This window comes from Kaistella flava (ex Peng et al. 2021), from assembly GCF_015191005.1.
Classification (GTDB): Bacteria; Bacteroidota; Bacteroidia; order Flavobacteriales; family Weeksellaceae; genus Kaistella; species Kaistella flava.
The window spans coordinates 1,839,253-1,854,944 of the sequence record NZ_CP040442.1; the positions used below are offsets into that span (position 1 = coordinate 1,839,253).

At 36.2% G+C, this 15,692-nt stretch carries 14 protein-coding genes; 12 read left to right on the forward strand and 2 right to left on the reverse strand.

The annotated features are described in order from the left end of the window. Positions 1 to 35 precede the first annotated feature (35 nt). Complete coding sequence (locus Q73A0000_RS08380; protein WP_193813596.1) at positions 36 to 1,628, reverse strand: GMC family oxidoreductase N-terminal domain-containing protein; 1,593 nt, start codon at positions 1,626 to 1,628, stop codon at positions 36 to 38. A 361-nt stretch (positions 1,629 to 1,989) separates the two neighbouring features. Beyond that, positions 1,990 to 3,195, reverse strand: coding sequence for an RsmB/NOP family class I SAM-dependent RNA methyltransferase (locus Q73A0000_RS08385; protein WP_193813597.1), 1,206 nt, complete (start codon positions 3,193 to 3,195; stop codon positions 1,990 to 1,992). Between the two features lie 487 nt (positions 3,196 to 3,682). On the opposite strand from Q73A0000_RS08385, the gene Q73A0000_RS08390 reads away from it, so the two are divergent. The 12 genes from Q73A0000_RS08390 to Q73A0000_RS08445 all read left to right on the forward strand — a co-directional run bounded on the left by Q73A0000_RS08390 (position 3,683) and on the right by Q73A0000_RS08445 (position 15,540). Further along, on the forward strand, positions 3,683 to 5,080 hold the full coding sequence (locus Q73A0000_RS08390) for an MFS transporter (protein WP_193813598.1): 1,398 nt from the start codon (positions 3,683 to 3,685) through the stop codon (positions 5,078 to 5,080). A gap of 250 nt (positions 5,081 to 5,330) precedes the next feature. After that, the gene (locus Q73A0000_RS08395) at positions 5,331 to 6,206 is read left to right on the forward strand and encodes a pirin family protein (RefSeq protein WP_193813599.1); all 876 of its coding nucleotides are present in this window, start codon (positions 5,331 to 5,333) and stop codon (positions 6,204 to 6,206) included. A 57-nt stretch (positions 6,207 to 6,263) separates the two neighbouring features. Continuing rightward, positions 6,264 to 6,920 (forward strand): NAD(P)-dependent oxidoreductase, encoded by a 657-nt coding sequence (locus Q73A0000_RS08400; protein ID WP_193813600.1) that lies wholly within the window; start codon positions 6,264 to 6,266, stop codon positions 6,918 to 6,920. A gap of 156 nt (positions 6,921 to 7,076) precedes the next feature. After that, positions 7,077 to 8,585 carry a catalase gene (locus Q73A0000_RS08405; RefSeq protein ID WP_193813601.1) on the forward strand — a complete coding sequence of 503 codons (1,509 nt, stop codon included), beginning with the start codon at positions 7,077 to 7,079 and terminating at the stop codon, positions 8,583 to 8,585. A 195-nt stretch (positions 8,586 to 8,780) separates the two neighbouring features. Continuing rightward, positions 8,781 to 9,965: an MFS transporter gene (locus Q73A0000_RS08410; protein ID WP_193813602.1), complete on the forward strand. Its 1,185-nt coding sequence runs from the start codon at positions 8,781 to 8,783 to the stop codon at positions 9,963 to 9,965. Between the two features lie 39 nt (positions 9,966 to 10,004). Next, complete coding sequence (locus tag Q73A0000_RS08415) at positions 10,005 to 10,577, forward strand: TMEM175 family protein (RefSeq protein WP_193813603.1); 573 nt, start codon at positions 10,005 to 10,007, stop codon at positions 10,575 to 10,577. A gap of 6 nt (positions 10,578 to 10,583) precedes the next feature. Beyond that, a complete protein-coding gene (locus Q73A0000_RS08420) occupies positions 10,584 to 10,874 on the forward strand; it encodes a GNAT family N-acetyltransferase (protein ID WP_193813604.1) in 291 nt (96 codons plus the stop codon). Positions 10,875 to 11,565: 691 nt separating this feature from the next. Next, positions 11,566 to 13,002, forward strand: a complete 1,437-nt coding sequence (locus Q73A0000_RS08425; protein WP_193813605.1) for a sodium:solute symporter — start codon at positions 11,566 to 11,568, stop codon at positions 13,000 to 13,002. 5 nt (positions 13,003 to 13,007) lie between these two features. After that, the gene (locus tag Q73A0000_RS08430) at positions 13,008 to 13,847 is read left to right on the forward strand and encodes a GIY-YIG nuclease family protein (RefSeq protein WP_193813606.1); all 840 of its coding nucleotides are present in this window, start codon (positions 13,008 to 13,010) and stop codon (positions 13,845 to 13,847) included. Between the two features lie 152 nt (positions 13,848 to 13,999). Next, entirely contained in the window at positions 14,000 to 14,194 is a 195-nt protein-coding gene (locus tag Q73A0000_RS08435; protein WP_193813607.1) for a type II toxin-antitoxin system HicA family toxin, read from the forward strand. Between the two features lie 15 nt (positions 14,195 to 14,209). Further along, entirely contained in the window at positions 14,210 to 14,602 is a 393-nt protein-coding gene (locus Q73A0000_RS08440; protein ID WP_193813608.1) for a type II toxin-antitoxin system HicB family antitoxin, read from the forward strand. 86 nt (positions 14,603 to 14,688) lie between these two features. Then, positions 14,689 to 15,540 carry a transketolase gene (locus Q73A0000_RS08445; RefSeq protein ID WP_193813609.1) on the forward strand — a complete coding sequence of 284 codons (852 nt, stop codon included), beginning with the start codon at positions 14,689 to 14,691 and terminating at the stop codon, positions 15,538 to 15,540. The last annotated feature ends 152 nt before the right edge of the window (positions 15,541 to 15,692 follow it).

The following is a 15,692-nucleotide window of genomic DNA, read 5'->3' on the forward strand; positions in this document are numbered from 1 at the left end:
AAGTGTTTTTTTATCCTTAATAGAATTTTGATCATCTATACAAAATCCTTTCTAATAATTTCCTCCATACAATATTCTGCAATCGCTGTAATCGTCACAAAAGGATTTACGCCAATTGTGCCCGGGATTAGAGAACCGTCAATCACATATAAATTTTTGTGCCCGTTCAATCTTCCAAACTGGTCAGTAGCTTTTCCTAAAACAATTCCGCCCAAAGGATGATAACAAACATCAGCCCCGAAACCATTATGAAATAGCAAATGAGAACGTGTTCCGCCATTGGCTTTATTCATTGTTTTGAGGAAATATTTCGCATTATCTTTCATGTGAACAGTGTGTGATTTGTCCCAGTTTAAATCCAGTTTCTGTTCTTTCAGATTGTAATTAACTTCACCAAATTTCTTCAGTTTATTCACCATTAAATAAAGCGAAGTCGCCACATTCATGCCCATTGGCAAAGGCGCAATCTCCACAAAAAACGGATGTTCCTTATCTTCCCAATGATCGATTCCGCCCACGGGAATGGTAGATTGTTTAAATCCTGTTCCCCCTGAAAATGCTTTTACCCAATTTCTTCCCGTCATAAAATTCCCATTGTTTCCCCATTCTTTACCAATATTTTCATCGATAGAAAACTGGGCAACGGCTTTTGATTTTAATAATAATTCTAAAGAACCCATTGTTCCGGCGGAAAGAATTAATTTTTTAGCGTTGATTATTTTATGTTGAATTTCTTCCCCTTTTGTATTGATGACCGAAATATCAATAGAATAACTTTTATCCGGATTTTGACTTATATGATTTACCTTATGTAATTCCAGGATTTCTAATTTCCCTGTTGCAGTGGCTTTTTTCAAATAGGTTTTATCGAGGGAATTTTTACCATGATTATTTCCATAAATAACCTCACCGGCCAAAGCAGAACGCGGAACTTCTTCCTTGTATTCCTTTTCCATGTATTTAAAGTCATACACATTCGGAACACGAACGGTTTTGAAACCAGCATTTTTAGCTTCTTCTTCACCAACTCTTTTAAATTTATAAAAATCACAGCCGTCCAAGAATTCTTCGGAGGCAACATTCGTTTTCAGTTCTTTGTTGGCTAAAGGAAAATAATGAGAATAGAATTTCTCAGTATCTAAATTTGGAAACATTTCTTTAAAATATTCTTTCTTTGGAGTAACGGCCATTCCGCCATTGACTAATGAACCGCCACCTACGCCACGGCCAACCCAGATTTTGATATGTTCGAAATCCAGTCGATCCAAAGCGCCGGTGAATTTTTCGAGTCTAAATAGATTCATAAATGGCGCAATAGTTTTTGTTTTCAACCACGCTGCAGAATGTCCCGGATTAATCATGGGCGAAAATTTCTCACCTGATTTTTCCCAGTCTAAGCCCATTTCCAAAAGCGTAACCGGAATGTTTTTTTCGCAAAGTCTTAACGCTGCCACCGAACCGCCATAGCCAGAACCAATAATGACAACTTCTTTGTCAATCATTTCTGTGGGTTTCAAAGTTGGGGTTTCTAATGGATTTTGCGCTTTTCCAAACAAATTGCCTGATCCTAAAAAGAAAAAGGCAGCGATTCCTAAACTACTGGTTTGAATAAATTCTTTGCGATTCATGATTACCACTAAACAATAACCATACTACAATTGAATTTTAAGCACAAGAGAAGTAAGGCATTCCATAGTAAATATTCTTATCACCCGCTCTAGATTTTGGAATGTTCAAAGTCCGTTAACGAATTAAGTTGAGAAACAAAACTTTACGAAATCGAAATCACGATTTCACAGAAATATGGGAGGTGTAAAAAATAAAAAAGATAGCGTTCCGGTGGAACGCTATCTGTATTTTAAAATGATAAAAGAAGCCTGCTCTTTCTTCTAGCCCGGATCGAAACGACATCCCCGCCGCGGCGGGATATAGTGGAGAGCCGGATCAACCATTCAGAAGAAGCACAAATCGTGTTGCTCCTAAAAGATATTATGCTTTTCTCTCAATCAGCGCCATATAGAATCCGTCGAAGCCTGAACTTGGCATTACTTTCTCTTCTTTGATCAAAGTGTAACCTTCGTTATTTTTTAGGAAAGTCGCTACTTGCTCATTGTTTTCACTTGGTAAAATAGAACAGGTTGCATAAACCATTTTTCCACCTTTCTTCAAGATTTTAGCATAATCCTGAAGGATTTTTTCTTGCTCTTTTCTAATACGGTCTATGAATTCCTGATCGATTTTCCATTTAGAATCCGGGTTTCTTTTCAAAACTCCCAAACCTGAACATGGCGAATCTATAAGTAATCTATCTGCTTTTTCGTGCAATCTTTTAATGACTTTATTATCGTCGATAAATCTTGTTTCGATATTGTGTGCGCCTGCTCTTTTTGCACGACGTTTCAATTCTGCCAATTTCCATTCGTAAATATCAAGGGCGATAATTTGACCTTTGTTTTTCATCAAAGCTGCCAAATGCAAAGTTTTTCCACCCGCTCCAGCACAAACATCAACCACGCGCATTCCTTCACTAACATCCAGAAGTTCACCGATTTTTTGAGAAGAAGCATCCTGTACTTCAAACAAACCATCTTTAAAGGCGGTAGTTATAAAGACATTTTTCTTTTGTTCTAACTGTACCGCGTCAGGATAATTCTGAATTTGGAAACTTTCTACACCTTCGTCTCTTAAATCAGAAACCAATTCTCTAGCAGTTGTTTTCAAAGTATTCACCCGAAGAATTGTTGGAGCCTGTTCGTTCAGCGCCACCATTTCTCTTTCCCAACTTGGACCTAATTCTCTTTCCAAAGTCTCTGCCAACCATTCCGGAATCGAATATTCAATCGCTTTTGTTGGAACGGTGTTTTTCTTTAATTTATTGATGATTTCGGCATTTTTAATACCGTCGAATTCTTCAAATTTCTTGTAATGCGTTTTGGTCCAAAGGCAATACGTCAAAATCATTTTGTAAATATTACCAGGTTTTACGCCTTCGCCCATATAATATTCGATCCGTTTTTTCCAACGGATGATGTCGTAAAAAATCTGCGCAACTACTTTTCGGTCTTCGCTGCCCCATTGTTTATGCCCTTTTAAAAGTCTTTCGATCACTTTATCGGCATATTTTCTATCTTCGAAAAAAGTTTCTTGTAATGCATCGTGAATTCCGATGAGTAAGTTTCTGTGTATGAGTTCCATTTAGGATATTTTAAATTTAATTCAGCCTCGAATCTTCGGGCTATAATTTTTGCAAAAATAAGGTTTTTTAGCGGAAGTATAAGATGAAATTTTTGGGCGCGCATTTGATTGTGTCGAATAGGAAAATATTATTTTCTTGGGCGCCTATTTCCGCCTTCCACTCCCAATCTTTTTTCGCCATTCCTAAGGCCAACGCATAAAAAAGGATTTCCGTTCAAGTCGGGGCGCAGACTTGGCAAGAAACGATCTTGGAATTTAAAATACTCCTATCTTTTGAAATAAGTAGGAATATCGACTATTCTATTTCCACAATGAATTTTACTTTTAAGAAATTCTTTATTATTTTTTTTCTTCAAAATTCACTTTTCTATTTCAACAAAGCACTCTATAATCTTTTATCTCCCAATAGCTATTATCAATAATAGGCTTTTAAAAAGATTCTAATTCATGGCAATGCCTTTGCTGTGATTTACACTAAATTTGTTTTATGCCAACAATCCAAAATAATTCTGTTAAAAAATTCTTACCCTTAATTTTGGCAACCGCCATTTTTATGCAAATGTTGGATTCCACCATTCTGAATACTTCCTTGCCTTCAATTGCAAAGGATTTACAAGAATCACCTTTGGATATGCAGAATGCGATTATCTCTTATGTTTTAACCCTGGCTTTGTTCATGCCGGTGAGCGGTTTTTTAGCAGACAAATTTGGAACTAGAAAAATTTTCATTTCCTCTTTAATTATTTTCAGCTTAGGTTCTTTGCTTTGCGCGCTTTCACAAAACCTCAATCATTTGGTTATTGCACGAGTGATCCAAGGAGTTGGCGGAAGTTTAATGACTCCTGTTGGGCGTTTGGCTTTAATAAAAACTTTTCAAAAAAATGAATTGGTGCAAGCCATGAACTACGCCATTATTCCTGCTTTAATCGGTCCAATCCTGGGACCTTTAGTCGGTGGTTACATGGTTGATTATTTATCGTGGCACTGGATTTTTCTAATTAATATCCCAATTGGATTATTGGGAATTATACTGAGTTTGAAATACATGCCCGACTATCAATCAAAGAAAATAAGTTTCGACTTAAAGGGTTTTTTAATATTTGCGTCAGCTTCTCTCCTACTTTCTATTTCCCTGGAAATGTTTGGAACAACAAAACATACCACTTTGGTTTTACTGATTTTCACCTTAGGATTTTTGATGATTTACTATTATTACGTCCACGCTAAGAAAACAAAAAACCCAATTTTCCCATTGAATTTATTTCAGGTAAGAACGTTTCGTGTAGGAATTTTAGGAAACCTGGCGACCAGATTAGGAATCAGTTCTATTCCACTCTTATTGCCTTTAATGATCCAAATTGCCTATGGACAAAGCGCTGTAGTTTCTGGGTGGATTGTTGCTCCGATGGCTTTAACCGCCATGTTTGGGAAATCTTTCGTTATTAAAATTCTGGACAATTTCGGTTACCGCAAAACACTGATGTCCAACACTTTCATTATCGGTTTTTTAATTGTCTGTTTGGGAATTCCCGGAATTAACACTTCTATTTATTGGTTTATTCCGATTCTTGCAGTGCTTGGTTTTTTCAACTCGATTCAGTTCACCTCTATGAATACGATTGCGATTGCAGATTTAAGGGATTCTCATACCAGTAGCGGAAATTCATTATTAGCAGTCAATCAACAACTTGCCGTAGGATTCGGTATTGCGATCGGTTTAATCACCTTAAAATTATTTGAAAACGATACTTCATTAACTTCAGGAAAAATTCACCTTGCTTTTCGATACACTTTTTTCTTGGTCGGTATTCTAACCATATTTACAGGAATAGTTTTCAGACGACTTCATGCTACAGATGGTGAAAATATGAAATCACAAGTTTAAAGAAGCAAGCTTTTTTTTTCTAAACTGCAAAAAGAACAAAAGTTTTCATTGTAATAAACCTTTCAGAAGTTTGCAAAACATGATGATACAACAAATTACTATTTTGCAAACTTTTGAAAATCTTCTTCATCACATTTATCTTTACCTCTTTTGCAGTTAAAAGAATTACACTTCTACTATTTAACTTATCCTAAATCAATGCTTTTACTTTTTTTCTGCCGTAAATTTGTTTCATAAAATAAGAAGTAAAATGTCAGTAAAAAAAGTAGAAATCGTAGTACAGCCAAGACCTGCTCATTTTGTGGGTGATGGTTTCAGAGTGCATAATTTTATCCCGAGCGGTTTGCATCTAGATATGAAAAGAATGGATCCGTTCCTTATGCTGGATTATAATTCTAAATTTAATTTTGGTCCGACTTCCACTCCGAGAGGCGTTGGTGTTCATCCGCATCGTGGTTTTGAGACCGTAACAATTGCTTATCAAGGAAAAGTAGAACATCACGATTCTGCCGGTGGTGGCGGAATTATCGGTGAAGGCGATGTACAATGGATGACTGCAGCTTCTGGTGTTTTGCATAAAGAATTTCATGAAACAGAATGGGCGAAAGCTGGTGGGATTTTCCAAATGGTTCAGTTGTGGGTAAACTTACCTGCAAAAGATAAAATGAGTACGCCAAAATATCAGGCAATTTCAAATTCTGAAATGGTGAAAATAGATTTGGGCGAAAATGGTTTTATTGAAGTGATTGCAGGAAATTATCAGGATAAAAAAGGTCCTGCTAATACATTCAGTCCAGTTCATTTGATGAATGCCAAATTGAAATCAGGCGGAAAAGCTGAATTTAATTTCCCGGCAAACTTTAATACTGGAGTATTGGTTATTGAAGGAAATATCATCGTTAATGGTGAAGAAAAGGTACCTACAGATCATTTTGCCCTTTTCGAAAATGAAGGAGAAACATTTGCCATTGAAGCAACTGAAGACAGCATTGTTTTAATATTAAGTGGTGAACCTTTAAATGAACCAATTGCGCCGCATGGACCTTTTGTAATGAATACCAGAGAAGAAATCGTTCAGGCTTTTGACGATTACAACAATGGAAAGTTTGGATACCTAGAAGATTAAATCCTGTTGAATTTGAGAAATGAAATCATTTAGTCATTAATTTTTAATTATAAAAAAATGAAAATCTCACTCATCGGCGCTACAGGTTATGTAGGAAATGCCATTCTAAAAGAACTTTTGGAAAGAAATTATCAGGTAACCGCCATCGCGAGAAATACCGATAAACTAAATATTGAAAACAAAAATCTTCAAAAAAAGAATATCGACATCTTCAATCAAAATGTTTTAGCTGAAGGAATAAAAGACAGTGATGCCGTCATCAGCGCTTATAATCCAGGATGGACCAATCCGAATATCCATGACGAATATTTAAAAGGAGCAGCGGCTATTCAAAATGCGGTAGAAAGTTCCGGTGTAAAAAAACTCATTGTTATCGGTGGCGCCGGAACTTTGAAAATCGACGGGAATTATGGAGTTGACAATCCTGATTTTCCGAAACAATTTTATCCGGGAGCAAGTGCTGTGAAAAAATATTTTGTAGAAAATTTAAGTAAAAACAAAATGCTCGATTGGGAATTTTTCAGTCCGGCAATTGAAATGAGCAGTGCGAGTGACGCTCAAGTGAAGACAGGAAAATACCGACTTGGAAAAGATTCACCGGTTTTTGACAAAGAGGGTCGCTCAAGACTTTCTGTTGAAGATTTAGCAGTCGCAATCGTTGACGAACTTGAAAACAAAAAGTTCAACCAACAGATTTTCACTGCAGCGTATTAATTAAAAAGGGATTACAAGTAAATTTTTGTAATCCCTTTTTTATTAAAATTTCTTTAATTATATCTTTTCTAAAATAAACAAAATCACGGGTTTAGATAAAATAAATAACTTCCATGGATTATAATTCCTAACTTTAGTTTACCAAATTACACTAAAATGGAAGATAAGAAAAAACTCACCAGACAAACAGGAGCACCCGTTCCTGACAATCAGAACAGTCAAACTGCAGGTCCAAGAGGACCGCTGCTGATGCAGGATTATTGGTTTCTCGAAAAAATGGCCAACTTCGACAGAGAAGTCATTCCCGAACGAAGAATGCACGCCAAAGGTTCAGGAGCTTTCGGAACATTTACCGTAACCCACGATATTTCGCAATATACTAAAGCCAATATTTTTAATGAAATCGGAAAACAAACCGAAATGTTTGCAAGGTTTTCTACGGTAGCTGGCGAAAGAGGAGCCGCCGATGCAGAAAGAGACATTCGTGGTTTTGCCTTAAAGTTTTATACCGATGAAGGAATTTGGGATTTGGTGGGAAACAATACGCCGGTATTCTTTTTCCGCGATCCAATGAAATTTCCGGATTTGAATCATGCGGTGAAACGCGATCCGAAAACCAATATGAGAAATGCCAATAACAACTGGGATTTCTGGACCTTGCTGCCGGAAGCTTTGCACCAAGTAACCATCGTGATGAGTGACCGCGGATTGCCAAACGGTTACCGACACATGCACGGTTTCGGAAGTCATACTTATAGTTTCATTAATAAAGATAATACAAGACATTGGGTAAAATTCCACTTTAGAACCCAACAGGGAATCGCTAATTTAACGGATGAAGAAGCCGCAAAATTAGTTGGAATGGATCGTGAATCTTCACAGCGGGATTTATTTGACAATATCGAAAAAGGCAATTTCCCGAAATGGACGATGTTTGTGCAAATCATGACCGAAGAAGAAGCGAAAACGTATCGTTTCCATCCATTTGATTTAACAAAAGTTTGGTCAAAAGCAGATTTTCCTTTAATTGAAGTTGGCAAATTTGAACTGAATAAAAATGCAGAGAATTATTTTGCAGATGTAGAACAAGCCGCCTTCAATCCAACGAATATTGTACCCGGAATTGGTTTCTCTCCAGACAAAATGCTGCAGGGAAGATTGTTCTCGTACGGCGATGCACAGCGTTACCGATTAGGCGTGAATCATTATCAAATTCCGGTAAACAAACCTAGATGTCCTTATCATGCCTATCACCGCGACGGACAAATGCGCGTGGACGGAAATTACGGTGGAACCAAACATTACGAACCCAACAGTTACGGCGAATGGCAGGAACAACCTTCCGCAAAAGAACCGCCTTTAGAATTATCAGGAGATGCTTATGCTCATAATTTCCGAGATGAGGATGAGGACTATTTCACCCAACCAGGAGATTTATTCCGCATCATAAAAGCAGATGGAAAAGCCGATGTTTTATTTAAAAACACAGCCGCAAATGTTGGAGGTGCCGAAAAATTTGTACAGATTCGACATATCAGAAATTGTTATAAAGCAGATCCAGAATATGGAGAAGGTGTTGCTGATGCCTTAGGGTTAAGTATGGATGAAGTCAACGGTTTTGATATGAGTCCTTATGATCAATGGGCGCCGAGAAAGTCAGAGTGATTTTAAATATTTTATTTAAGCTTATGAAAGGTGGAAATGTTTTTTAAAACTTTCCACCTTTTTCATTTAGTAAGGAGAAGCATTTTCATCATTGTTTTTTTCGATATTTCATTTTGAAGGTTTTGCACCTCACTTTCTGCAAAAATTCCCGATTTTTGCGCGTTTAATTATTAATGAAGAAGTTTTAAAGTAAAGATGCTCAAAGAAAAAAATAAATTTATTGCCACGGTACTCGCATTTGCAGTAATTCCAATGTCGGGATTAGCGACCGATATTTATCTTCCTTCCATGCCAAATATGGCGATCGAACTTCAACAACCGGAAACGAAAATTCAACTTACGCTGACTTTATTTTTGATCAGTTATGGCATCACTCAATTTTTTGCGGGAAGTGTGGTAGATTCTTACGGAAGATATCGCGTTACTCTGGTTTCTTTGGGACTATTTATGTTGAGTTTTTTAGTGACTGCGCTAACCAAAGATATTATGGTAATCTATGCCATGCGTATTTTACAGGGAGTATTAGCAGGTTTTGCTATCGTCTCCAAACGGGCGTTTTTTGTTGATGTGTTCGAAGGTGAACAACGAAAGCATTATTTGAGCGTCATGACGATTGTCTGGTCTGTTGGTCCAATTATCGCCCCTTTTCTTGGTGGTTATTTGCAGAAACTTTTCGGATGGCAGTCGAATTTTTATCTTTTAGCGGGTTACAGTTTTCTGTTATTGATCTTTGAAATCCTGTTTTCTGGAGAAACATTAAAAGTAAAAAAGCCATTTCTTATTAATTTTGTTTTAAAGGAATATGACATGATGTTCCGAAGTAAAGATTTTTTCTACGGAATGTTGATGTGCGGCGTAAGTTATGCGATGGTCATTTTCTTTAATCTTTGCGGCGCATTTATTATCGAACACAAAATGGGTTATTCAGAAGTTGTCGTCGGTTATGTTTCTTTAATTCTTGGTTTAGCGTGGATGTCGGGAGGATTTATCGGAAAATTTTTAATAGACAAAGATTTTCTTCCTAAAAATAGATTTGCGAATTATACCCAGTTATCTGTAATTCTGTTAATGATTTCTTGCTCTTTTTTTCTGAATAACATTTACACTTTAGTCGCTTTTGCTTTCGTGATACACGTGACTGCAGGTTTTATTTTTAACAACTATTTCGCCTATTGCCTCGGAAGATTTCCAAATTCCGCAGGAGTTGCCGGTGGTCTAACTGGCGGAGTTTCCTATATCATCACTTCTGCAGTAAGTTACAGCATTGTTGCAATCCTTCGACCAACCGTTCAGTTAGACGTTGCAGAAGGATATTTGATTATGGGAATTCTGGGATTACTTATTTTAAGTATGACAAAATTTAGAAAGGCATATCTTTAAATTTATAGAATTTAATTACCTTTAGTTTTTAAAAACAAAATGACTAAAGGAAGACTTGAAGCTTTCAGTGATGGTGTTCTCGCGATTATCATCACGATTATGGTTTTGGAATTACGCATTCCGAACGGTGATACTTTTGAAGATTTAAAGCCGATGGTTTTTAAATTTCTGTCTTACATTTTCAGTTTTATTTATGTTGGTATTTATTGGAATAACCACCATCACCTCTTTCAAGCAATGAAACATGTCAATGGCAAAATCCTTTGGGCCAATCTTCATTTACTCTTTTGGCTGTCTATTTTACCATTTGCAACTTCCTGGATGGGAGAAAATCATTTCACTAAAAATCCAGTTGCTTTATATGGATTTGTGTTATTGATGTGTGCTTTGGCTTTTAATATTTTAGAGAAATTCTGTCTCGATTTAGAAGGTAAAGATTCTGTCATTGCAAAAGCGCTGAAATCTACTCTAAAAGAAAAAATGTCGCTGGGAATTTATCTTTCAGGAATTATCCTTTCATTTTTTTATCCTATAATTTCTGTTGTACTTTATTATACGGTGGCATTATTATGGATCATTCCTGATGTAAGAATTGAAAAAACTTTAAAATAAAATATCATGATATCACAACATTACGATATGATTAATATCGAACAAAACGACCAAACTTTCGACATTTATTACGACGCAGAAAAAGCGGGTTTCATGGAATACAATTTAAAAGAAGGTATATTAGAAATTATTCATACTGAAGTATTTGAAGAATTTGGTGGCAAAGGTTTGGGAAAAGAACTGGTAAAAACAGCGGTGGAATTTGCGAAAAAGAATAATTTGAAGATTATTCCTTTGTGTCCATATTCAAAACGAATGATTGAGAAAACGCCTGAATTTAGAGAACTTCTGGCGTAGTACTTTTATAATTAAAATTTTCTGTGGTGCCAATATCATCTTGTTGAAGGACTTTTCACCATTAAGACGATGAAGTGATTAAGAAGCATTAAGTAATATCTGAAGATATTATTCAGTTGAATACTTTTAATTCGTTTTGCTAAAATCTAAAGATTTGCTTCAGATTTTTATAAGTTTTGGCTATAGCCAATGATTATCTCGTTTTTTAAACGGGCTAAAGCCCGTTTCTATTGATGAATTAAAGACTTCGGAAGGTCAGCTTGGTGCATTAACAAAAAATAAAACTTCGCATTCATCTTGATGATTCTTAATTTCCCTTAATCACTTCATAAACCTTACTATTTAAATTTATGATGATAGAAGTTGCGTTATAAAGACTTCAACACGCTCAGTCTGGCTTTTTTCACAAGACGAACTCAAAAAACCTTTCGGTGAAAAACTTAAAGGTTTTTTTATATCCAGATTGGTAAGAAGCGCAAATCTGCGCCCCGGCTTGCCTCTCTTATTTTTATTTTTTTATTTGAATCGGCGAACCACTAAAATTGGTTTGAACGGAGCTCTTTTTTGCAGAACGAAGTGGAGCAAAAAAAGCGGGAGTACTTCGGCTTGGCTCAGTATAAATTCCAGACGGATAAAGGTGCCCAAATCATAACAAAAAAACTATATTTGTGAAAATTTAAAAAGAAATTCTATGAATCCGATTGTGTTGCTGTTGATTATCATTGCGTATTTTGGACTTTTACTTTGGGTCGCTTATCGAACCGGAAAAGGCAGTAACAACGAAAGTTTTTTTATCGGAAACCGAAAAAGCAACTGGATGCTCGTTGCGTTTGGAATGATTGGAACTTCGCTTTCGGGCGTGACTTTCGTGTCGGTTCCAGGTGCAGTTGGTGCTGATAAATTTCATTATCTACAGATTACGATTGGATATTTAATTGGATACATTGTCATCGCTTACGTTCTTCTACCACTCTATTATCGACTGAAACTGACCTCGATTTACGGATATCTGCAACAGAGAATGGGGCAACTTTCTTATAAATCTGGTGCGTGGATTTTCATCGTTTCCCGTTTGGTTGGTGCAACGGCAAGATTGTATTTGGTGGTGAATATTTTGCAGATGACGATTCTTGATAGTTTAGGCGTTCCTTTTATCGTGACAACGCTGGTTATCTTAATCATGATTATTCTCTACACTTACGAAGGTGGCGTGAAAACGATTGTGTGGACAGATACTTTGCAGACGACGTGTATGCTTTTGGGACTGATTATTTGTTCGGTTTATATGATGAATCATTTGGGTTTAAACTTCACAGAAAGTATTTCTCAAATGAATAAACTGGGTTATACTGAGGTTTTCAATACGGATTCGAACAGTAAAGCTTTCTTTTTTAAACAGATTTTAGCCGGAGCTTTTATCACGATTACGATGACTGGAATTGATCAGGAAATGATGCAGAAATCTTTGTCGGTAACCAGACTGAAAGATTCGCAGAAAAACATGGTCGTTCTTGGAGTGATTTTAGTCGGTGTGATTTCACTGTTTCTATTTATGGGCGGACTTTTACATCTTTATGGAAATACGGAACATGTTGCCACTTCAGGAGATCAATTGTTCCCGGATATTGCTTTGAATCACATGCCGCCGTTTATTTCGATCATCTTTATTGTGGCTTTGATTTCAGCGCTTTTTCCGAGTGCAGATGGTGCGATGACAGCCTTAACTTCTTCTTTATGTATTGATGTTTTCGGCTTGAGAGAAAAACCGATTTCACAAAAAGAGCAGGAAAAATTTAGAAAAAGAGTTCACTTAATTGTAGCGTTTGCCTTTTTGGTGATGGTGATTATTTTCAAATTAATCAATGATAATTCGATGATTGGTTTGATTCTGAAAATGGCTGGATTTACTTATGGACCATTGCTCGGATTATTTGCTTTCGGAATTTTCACCAAGTTCCAGGTGAAAGACAAATGGGTTCCTTACGTTTGTATCGCCGCTCCAATTATTTCGTTTTTAATCGATAAATACCAGGAGAACTTTTTCGGTGAGTTTAAAATCGGTTTGGAGTTGTTGATTATTAATGGCTTGATTACGTTCTTTGGATTGTGGTTGATTCGGAAGAAATAAAAATTATGGCTTTTGCAAAAACAATAAAAATATTTTTGATTGATGGCGATCCTAACGGAAGGATGTCTTGTGAATTATCGAATTGGACTGGGAAAGCGTATAAAATCCCCAGAATCAAAATCAAAGATTGTTCAGATCGATCTGATTTGAACACTACAGGAGTTTATTTACTTTTTGGGAAAAATGAAGAAGGTAAAGATTTAGTTTACATAGGCGAAGCAGAAAATGTTCTCGTTCGTTTAAATCAACATTTATCATCAAAAGATTTTTGGAAAGAAACTATAGTTTTTATAAGTAAAGATGAAAATCTTAATAAGGCTCATATCAAATATCTGGAAAACCGATTGCATGACATTGCAACAAGAACAAATAGATATGCTATTGAAAATGGCTGTACTCCAACTTTATCCTCAATATCGGAATCTGACCGCGCCGAAATGGAAGAGTTTATTGAAAACATTAAATTAATGGTAAATACCCTTGGTCATAAAGTTTTTGAAGATAAAAGAGAACTTTCAACGTCAAGAAAAGATAAAGAATTATTGTACATCAAATCTTCAAGAGGTTGTGATGCGATTGCAGAGCAAACATCAGAAGGATTTTTAGTATTAAAAGGTTCAAAAATAGCAGATTCTGTAACTCCATCAATCTCAAACTCTATCAAGGAATATAGACTTGAATTAATCAACAAAAATCTAATTATTGATTATGAATTTAAAGAAGATTATATTTTTTCAAGCCCATCTTATGCTGCGACAATAGTAATGGGAAGAAGTGCAAATGGTCTTACTGAATGGAAAACGATCGATGGTAGAATATTAAAAAGTTTAGAAAGTAATCAATAAAGACCTTTTCTAGATTCTAAATTAAAAACAATTAATCCGAGCTAAAAACTCGGATTTTTTCATTTTCCAAACACAGCATTCTTTTAAATTTATATTCATATAATATTATTTGTTAGTATTTTTACTATCTTTGATGTGCTATTTGTGAAAATATGAAACGAATAAAAGTCGGAGAAATTATCAAAATGCTGGAGAAAGACAGTTGGTTTCTTCACAGACAAAAGGGCAGCCATCGACAATACAAACATCCTGATAAAAAAGGAACCGTAACCGTAAATGGCAAACCAAGTGAAGTTTTATCACAAATGCTTTTGAATAGTATTTTCAAACAAGCTGGTTGGAAATAATTTAATTTAGAAAAAATGGAAAAAATAAAAGTAATAATAGATTGGGATGAAAACTTTGGCGCAGTATCAGATTTAGTTGAAGGTTGCGTTGCGACTGGAAAAACATTTGAGCAGGTAAAAGAAAATTACGCATCGGCTTTGACATTTCATCTTGAAGGTTTAGAAAACGAAGAAATCCCGAAAGAACTTTCAGGTAAATATGAACTGGAGTTTGAACTTACGGCGCAAGCATTATTACACCGTTTTGATAAGATTCTTACCCGCGCTGCACTATCTAGAATCACAGGAATTAATGAAAGACAATTAGGGCATTATGTTTCAGGATATCGAAATCCAAAATCAGAACAAAGAAAAAAAATCGTAGAAGCTTTTCACCAATTAGGAGAAGAATTTCTCTCTGTATCCTAAAATAAATCCGAGCTAAAAACTCGGATTTTTTCATTTCCCAAACCCACCAAAAATATGTAAATTTGCCACCTAATAAATCAACAATAATGAGTAAATCTACTGAAGAGCTGAAATCTCTTACCACACAGATTAGAAGAGACATTTTAAGAATGGTTCACGCCGTTAATTCAGGGCATCCAGGCGGAAGTTTGGGCTGTACCGAATACTTCACAGCATTGTACGGAAAAGTGATGAACTACAAATTCCCTTTCACCATGGAAGGAAAAAACGAAGATCTTTTCTTTCTTTCCAACGGACACATTTCACCAGTGTTCTACTCCACTTTAGCGAGATTCGATTTTTTTCCGGTTGCAGAATTGGCAACTTTTAGAAAATTGGGAACGAGACTGCAGGGACATCCAACCACGCATGACGATCTTCCAGGAATCAGAATAGCTTCAGGTTCTTTGGGTCAAGGTTTGTCGGTTGCGATTGGTGCGGCTTTAGGTAAAAAATTAGACGGTGATTCCAGTTTAATTTACACTTTACAAGGCGATGGCGAATTGCAGGAAGGTCAAAACTGGGAAGCATTTATGTATGCCGCTGCTAAAAAAGTAGACAACATTATTGCAACCATCGATTATAACGGACGTCAGATTGATGGCGACACCGATGATGTTTTGGATCTTGGAGATTTACACGCAAAAATGGAAGCATTTGGCTGGACCGTTTTGAACGAGAAAAACGGAAACGATTTAGAAGCCGTAATTGCAATTCTGGAAAGAGCAAAAACCGAGACCGGTAAAGGAAAACCAGTGTGTATTCTTTTACATACCGAAATGGGACATGGTGTAGATTTTATGATGGGAACTCACGCATGGCACGGAAAAGCGCCAAGCAATGAGCAACTGGATAACGCTTTCAAACAATTGTATTTAGAAGCTCCGGCTGATTACTAAACTCATTTGGGCAGACATTTCCGTCCTCCGTTCCCGCTTTTTTAATTGCTGGCTTCAACAAGCTCAGCCACCAATTAAAAAGAGCTCCACTCAGGCCAGGCTGCAGATTATTTATAATTTAGAAAACTCGTTATTTAAATCCGAGAAATTCG

What these genes read in the sequence shown, in the direction of transcription:
- Q73A0000_RS08380 (WP_193813596.1), bottom strand. Translation starts at nt 1,628, where the DNA reads ATGAATCGCAAAGAATTTATTCAAACCAGTAGTTTAGGAATCGCTGCC.
- Q73A0000_RS08385 (WP_193813597.1), bottom strand. Translation starts at nt 3,195, where the DNA reads ATGGAACTCATACACAGAAACTTACTCATCGGAATTCACGATGCATTA.
- Q73A0000_RS08390 (WP_193813598.1), top strand. Translation starts at nt 3,683, where the DNA reads ATGCCAACAATCCAAAATAATTCTGTTAAAAAATTCTTACCCTTAATT.
- Q73A0000_RS08395 (WP_193813599.1), top strand. Translation starts at nt 5,331, where the DNA reads ATGTCAGTAAAAAAAGTAGAAATCGTAGTACAGCCAAGACCTGCTCAT.
- Q73A0000_RS08400 (WP_193813600.1), top strand. Translation starts at nt 6,264, where the DNA reads ATGAAAATCTCACTCATCGGCGCTACAGGTTATGTAGGAAATGCCATT.
- Q73A0000_RS08405 (WP_193813601.1), top strand. Translation starts at nt 7,077, where the DNA reads ATGGAAGATAAGAAAAAACTCACCAGACAAACAGGAGCACCCGTTCCT.
- Q73A0000_RS08410 (WP_193813602.1), top strand. Translation starts at nt 8,781, where the DNA reads ATGCTCAAAGAAAAAAATAAATTTATTGCCACGGTACTCGCATTTGCA.
- Q73A0000_RS08415 (WP_193813603.1), top strand. Translation starts at nt 10,005, where the DNA reads ATGACTAAAGGAAGACTTGAAGCTTTCAGTGATGGTGTTCTCGCGATT.
- Q73A0000_RS08420 (WP_193813604.1), top strand. Translation starts at nt 10,584, where the DNA reads ATGATATCACAACATTACGATATGATTAATATCGAACAAAACGACCAA.
- Q73A0000_RS08425 (WP_193813605.1), top strand. Translation starts at nt 11,566, where the DNA reads ATGAATCCGATTGTGTTGCTGTTGATTATCATTGCGTATTTTGGACTT.
- Q73A0000_RS08430 (WP_193813606.1), top strand. Translation starts at nt 13,008, where the DNA reads ATGGCTTTTGCAAAAACAATAAAAATATTTTTGATTGATGGCGATCCT.
- Q73A0000_RS08435 (WP_193813607.1), top strand. Translation starts at nt 14,000, where the DNA reads ATGAAACGAATAAAAGTCGGAGAAATTATCAAAATGCTGGAGAAAGAC.
- Q73A0000_RS08440 (WP_193813608.1), top strand. Translation starts at nt 14,210, where the DNA reads ATGGAAAAAATAAAAGTAATAATAGATTGGGATGAAAACTTTGGCGCA.
- Q73A0000_RS08445 (WP_193813609.1), top strand. Translation starts at nt 14,689, where the DNA reads ATGAGTAAATCTACTGAAGAGCTGAAATCTCTTACCACACAGATTAGA.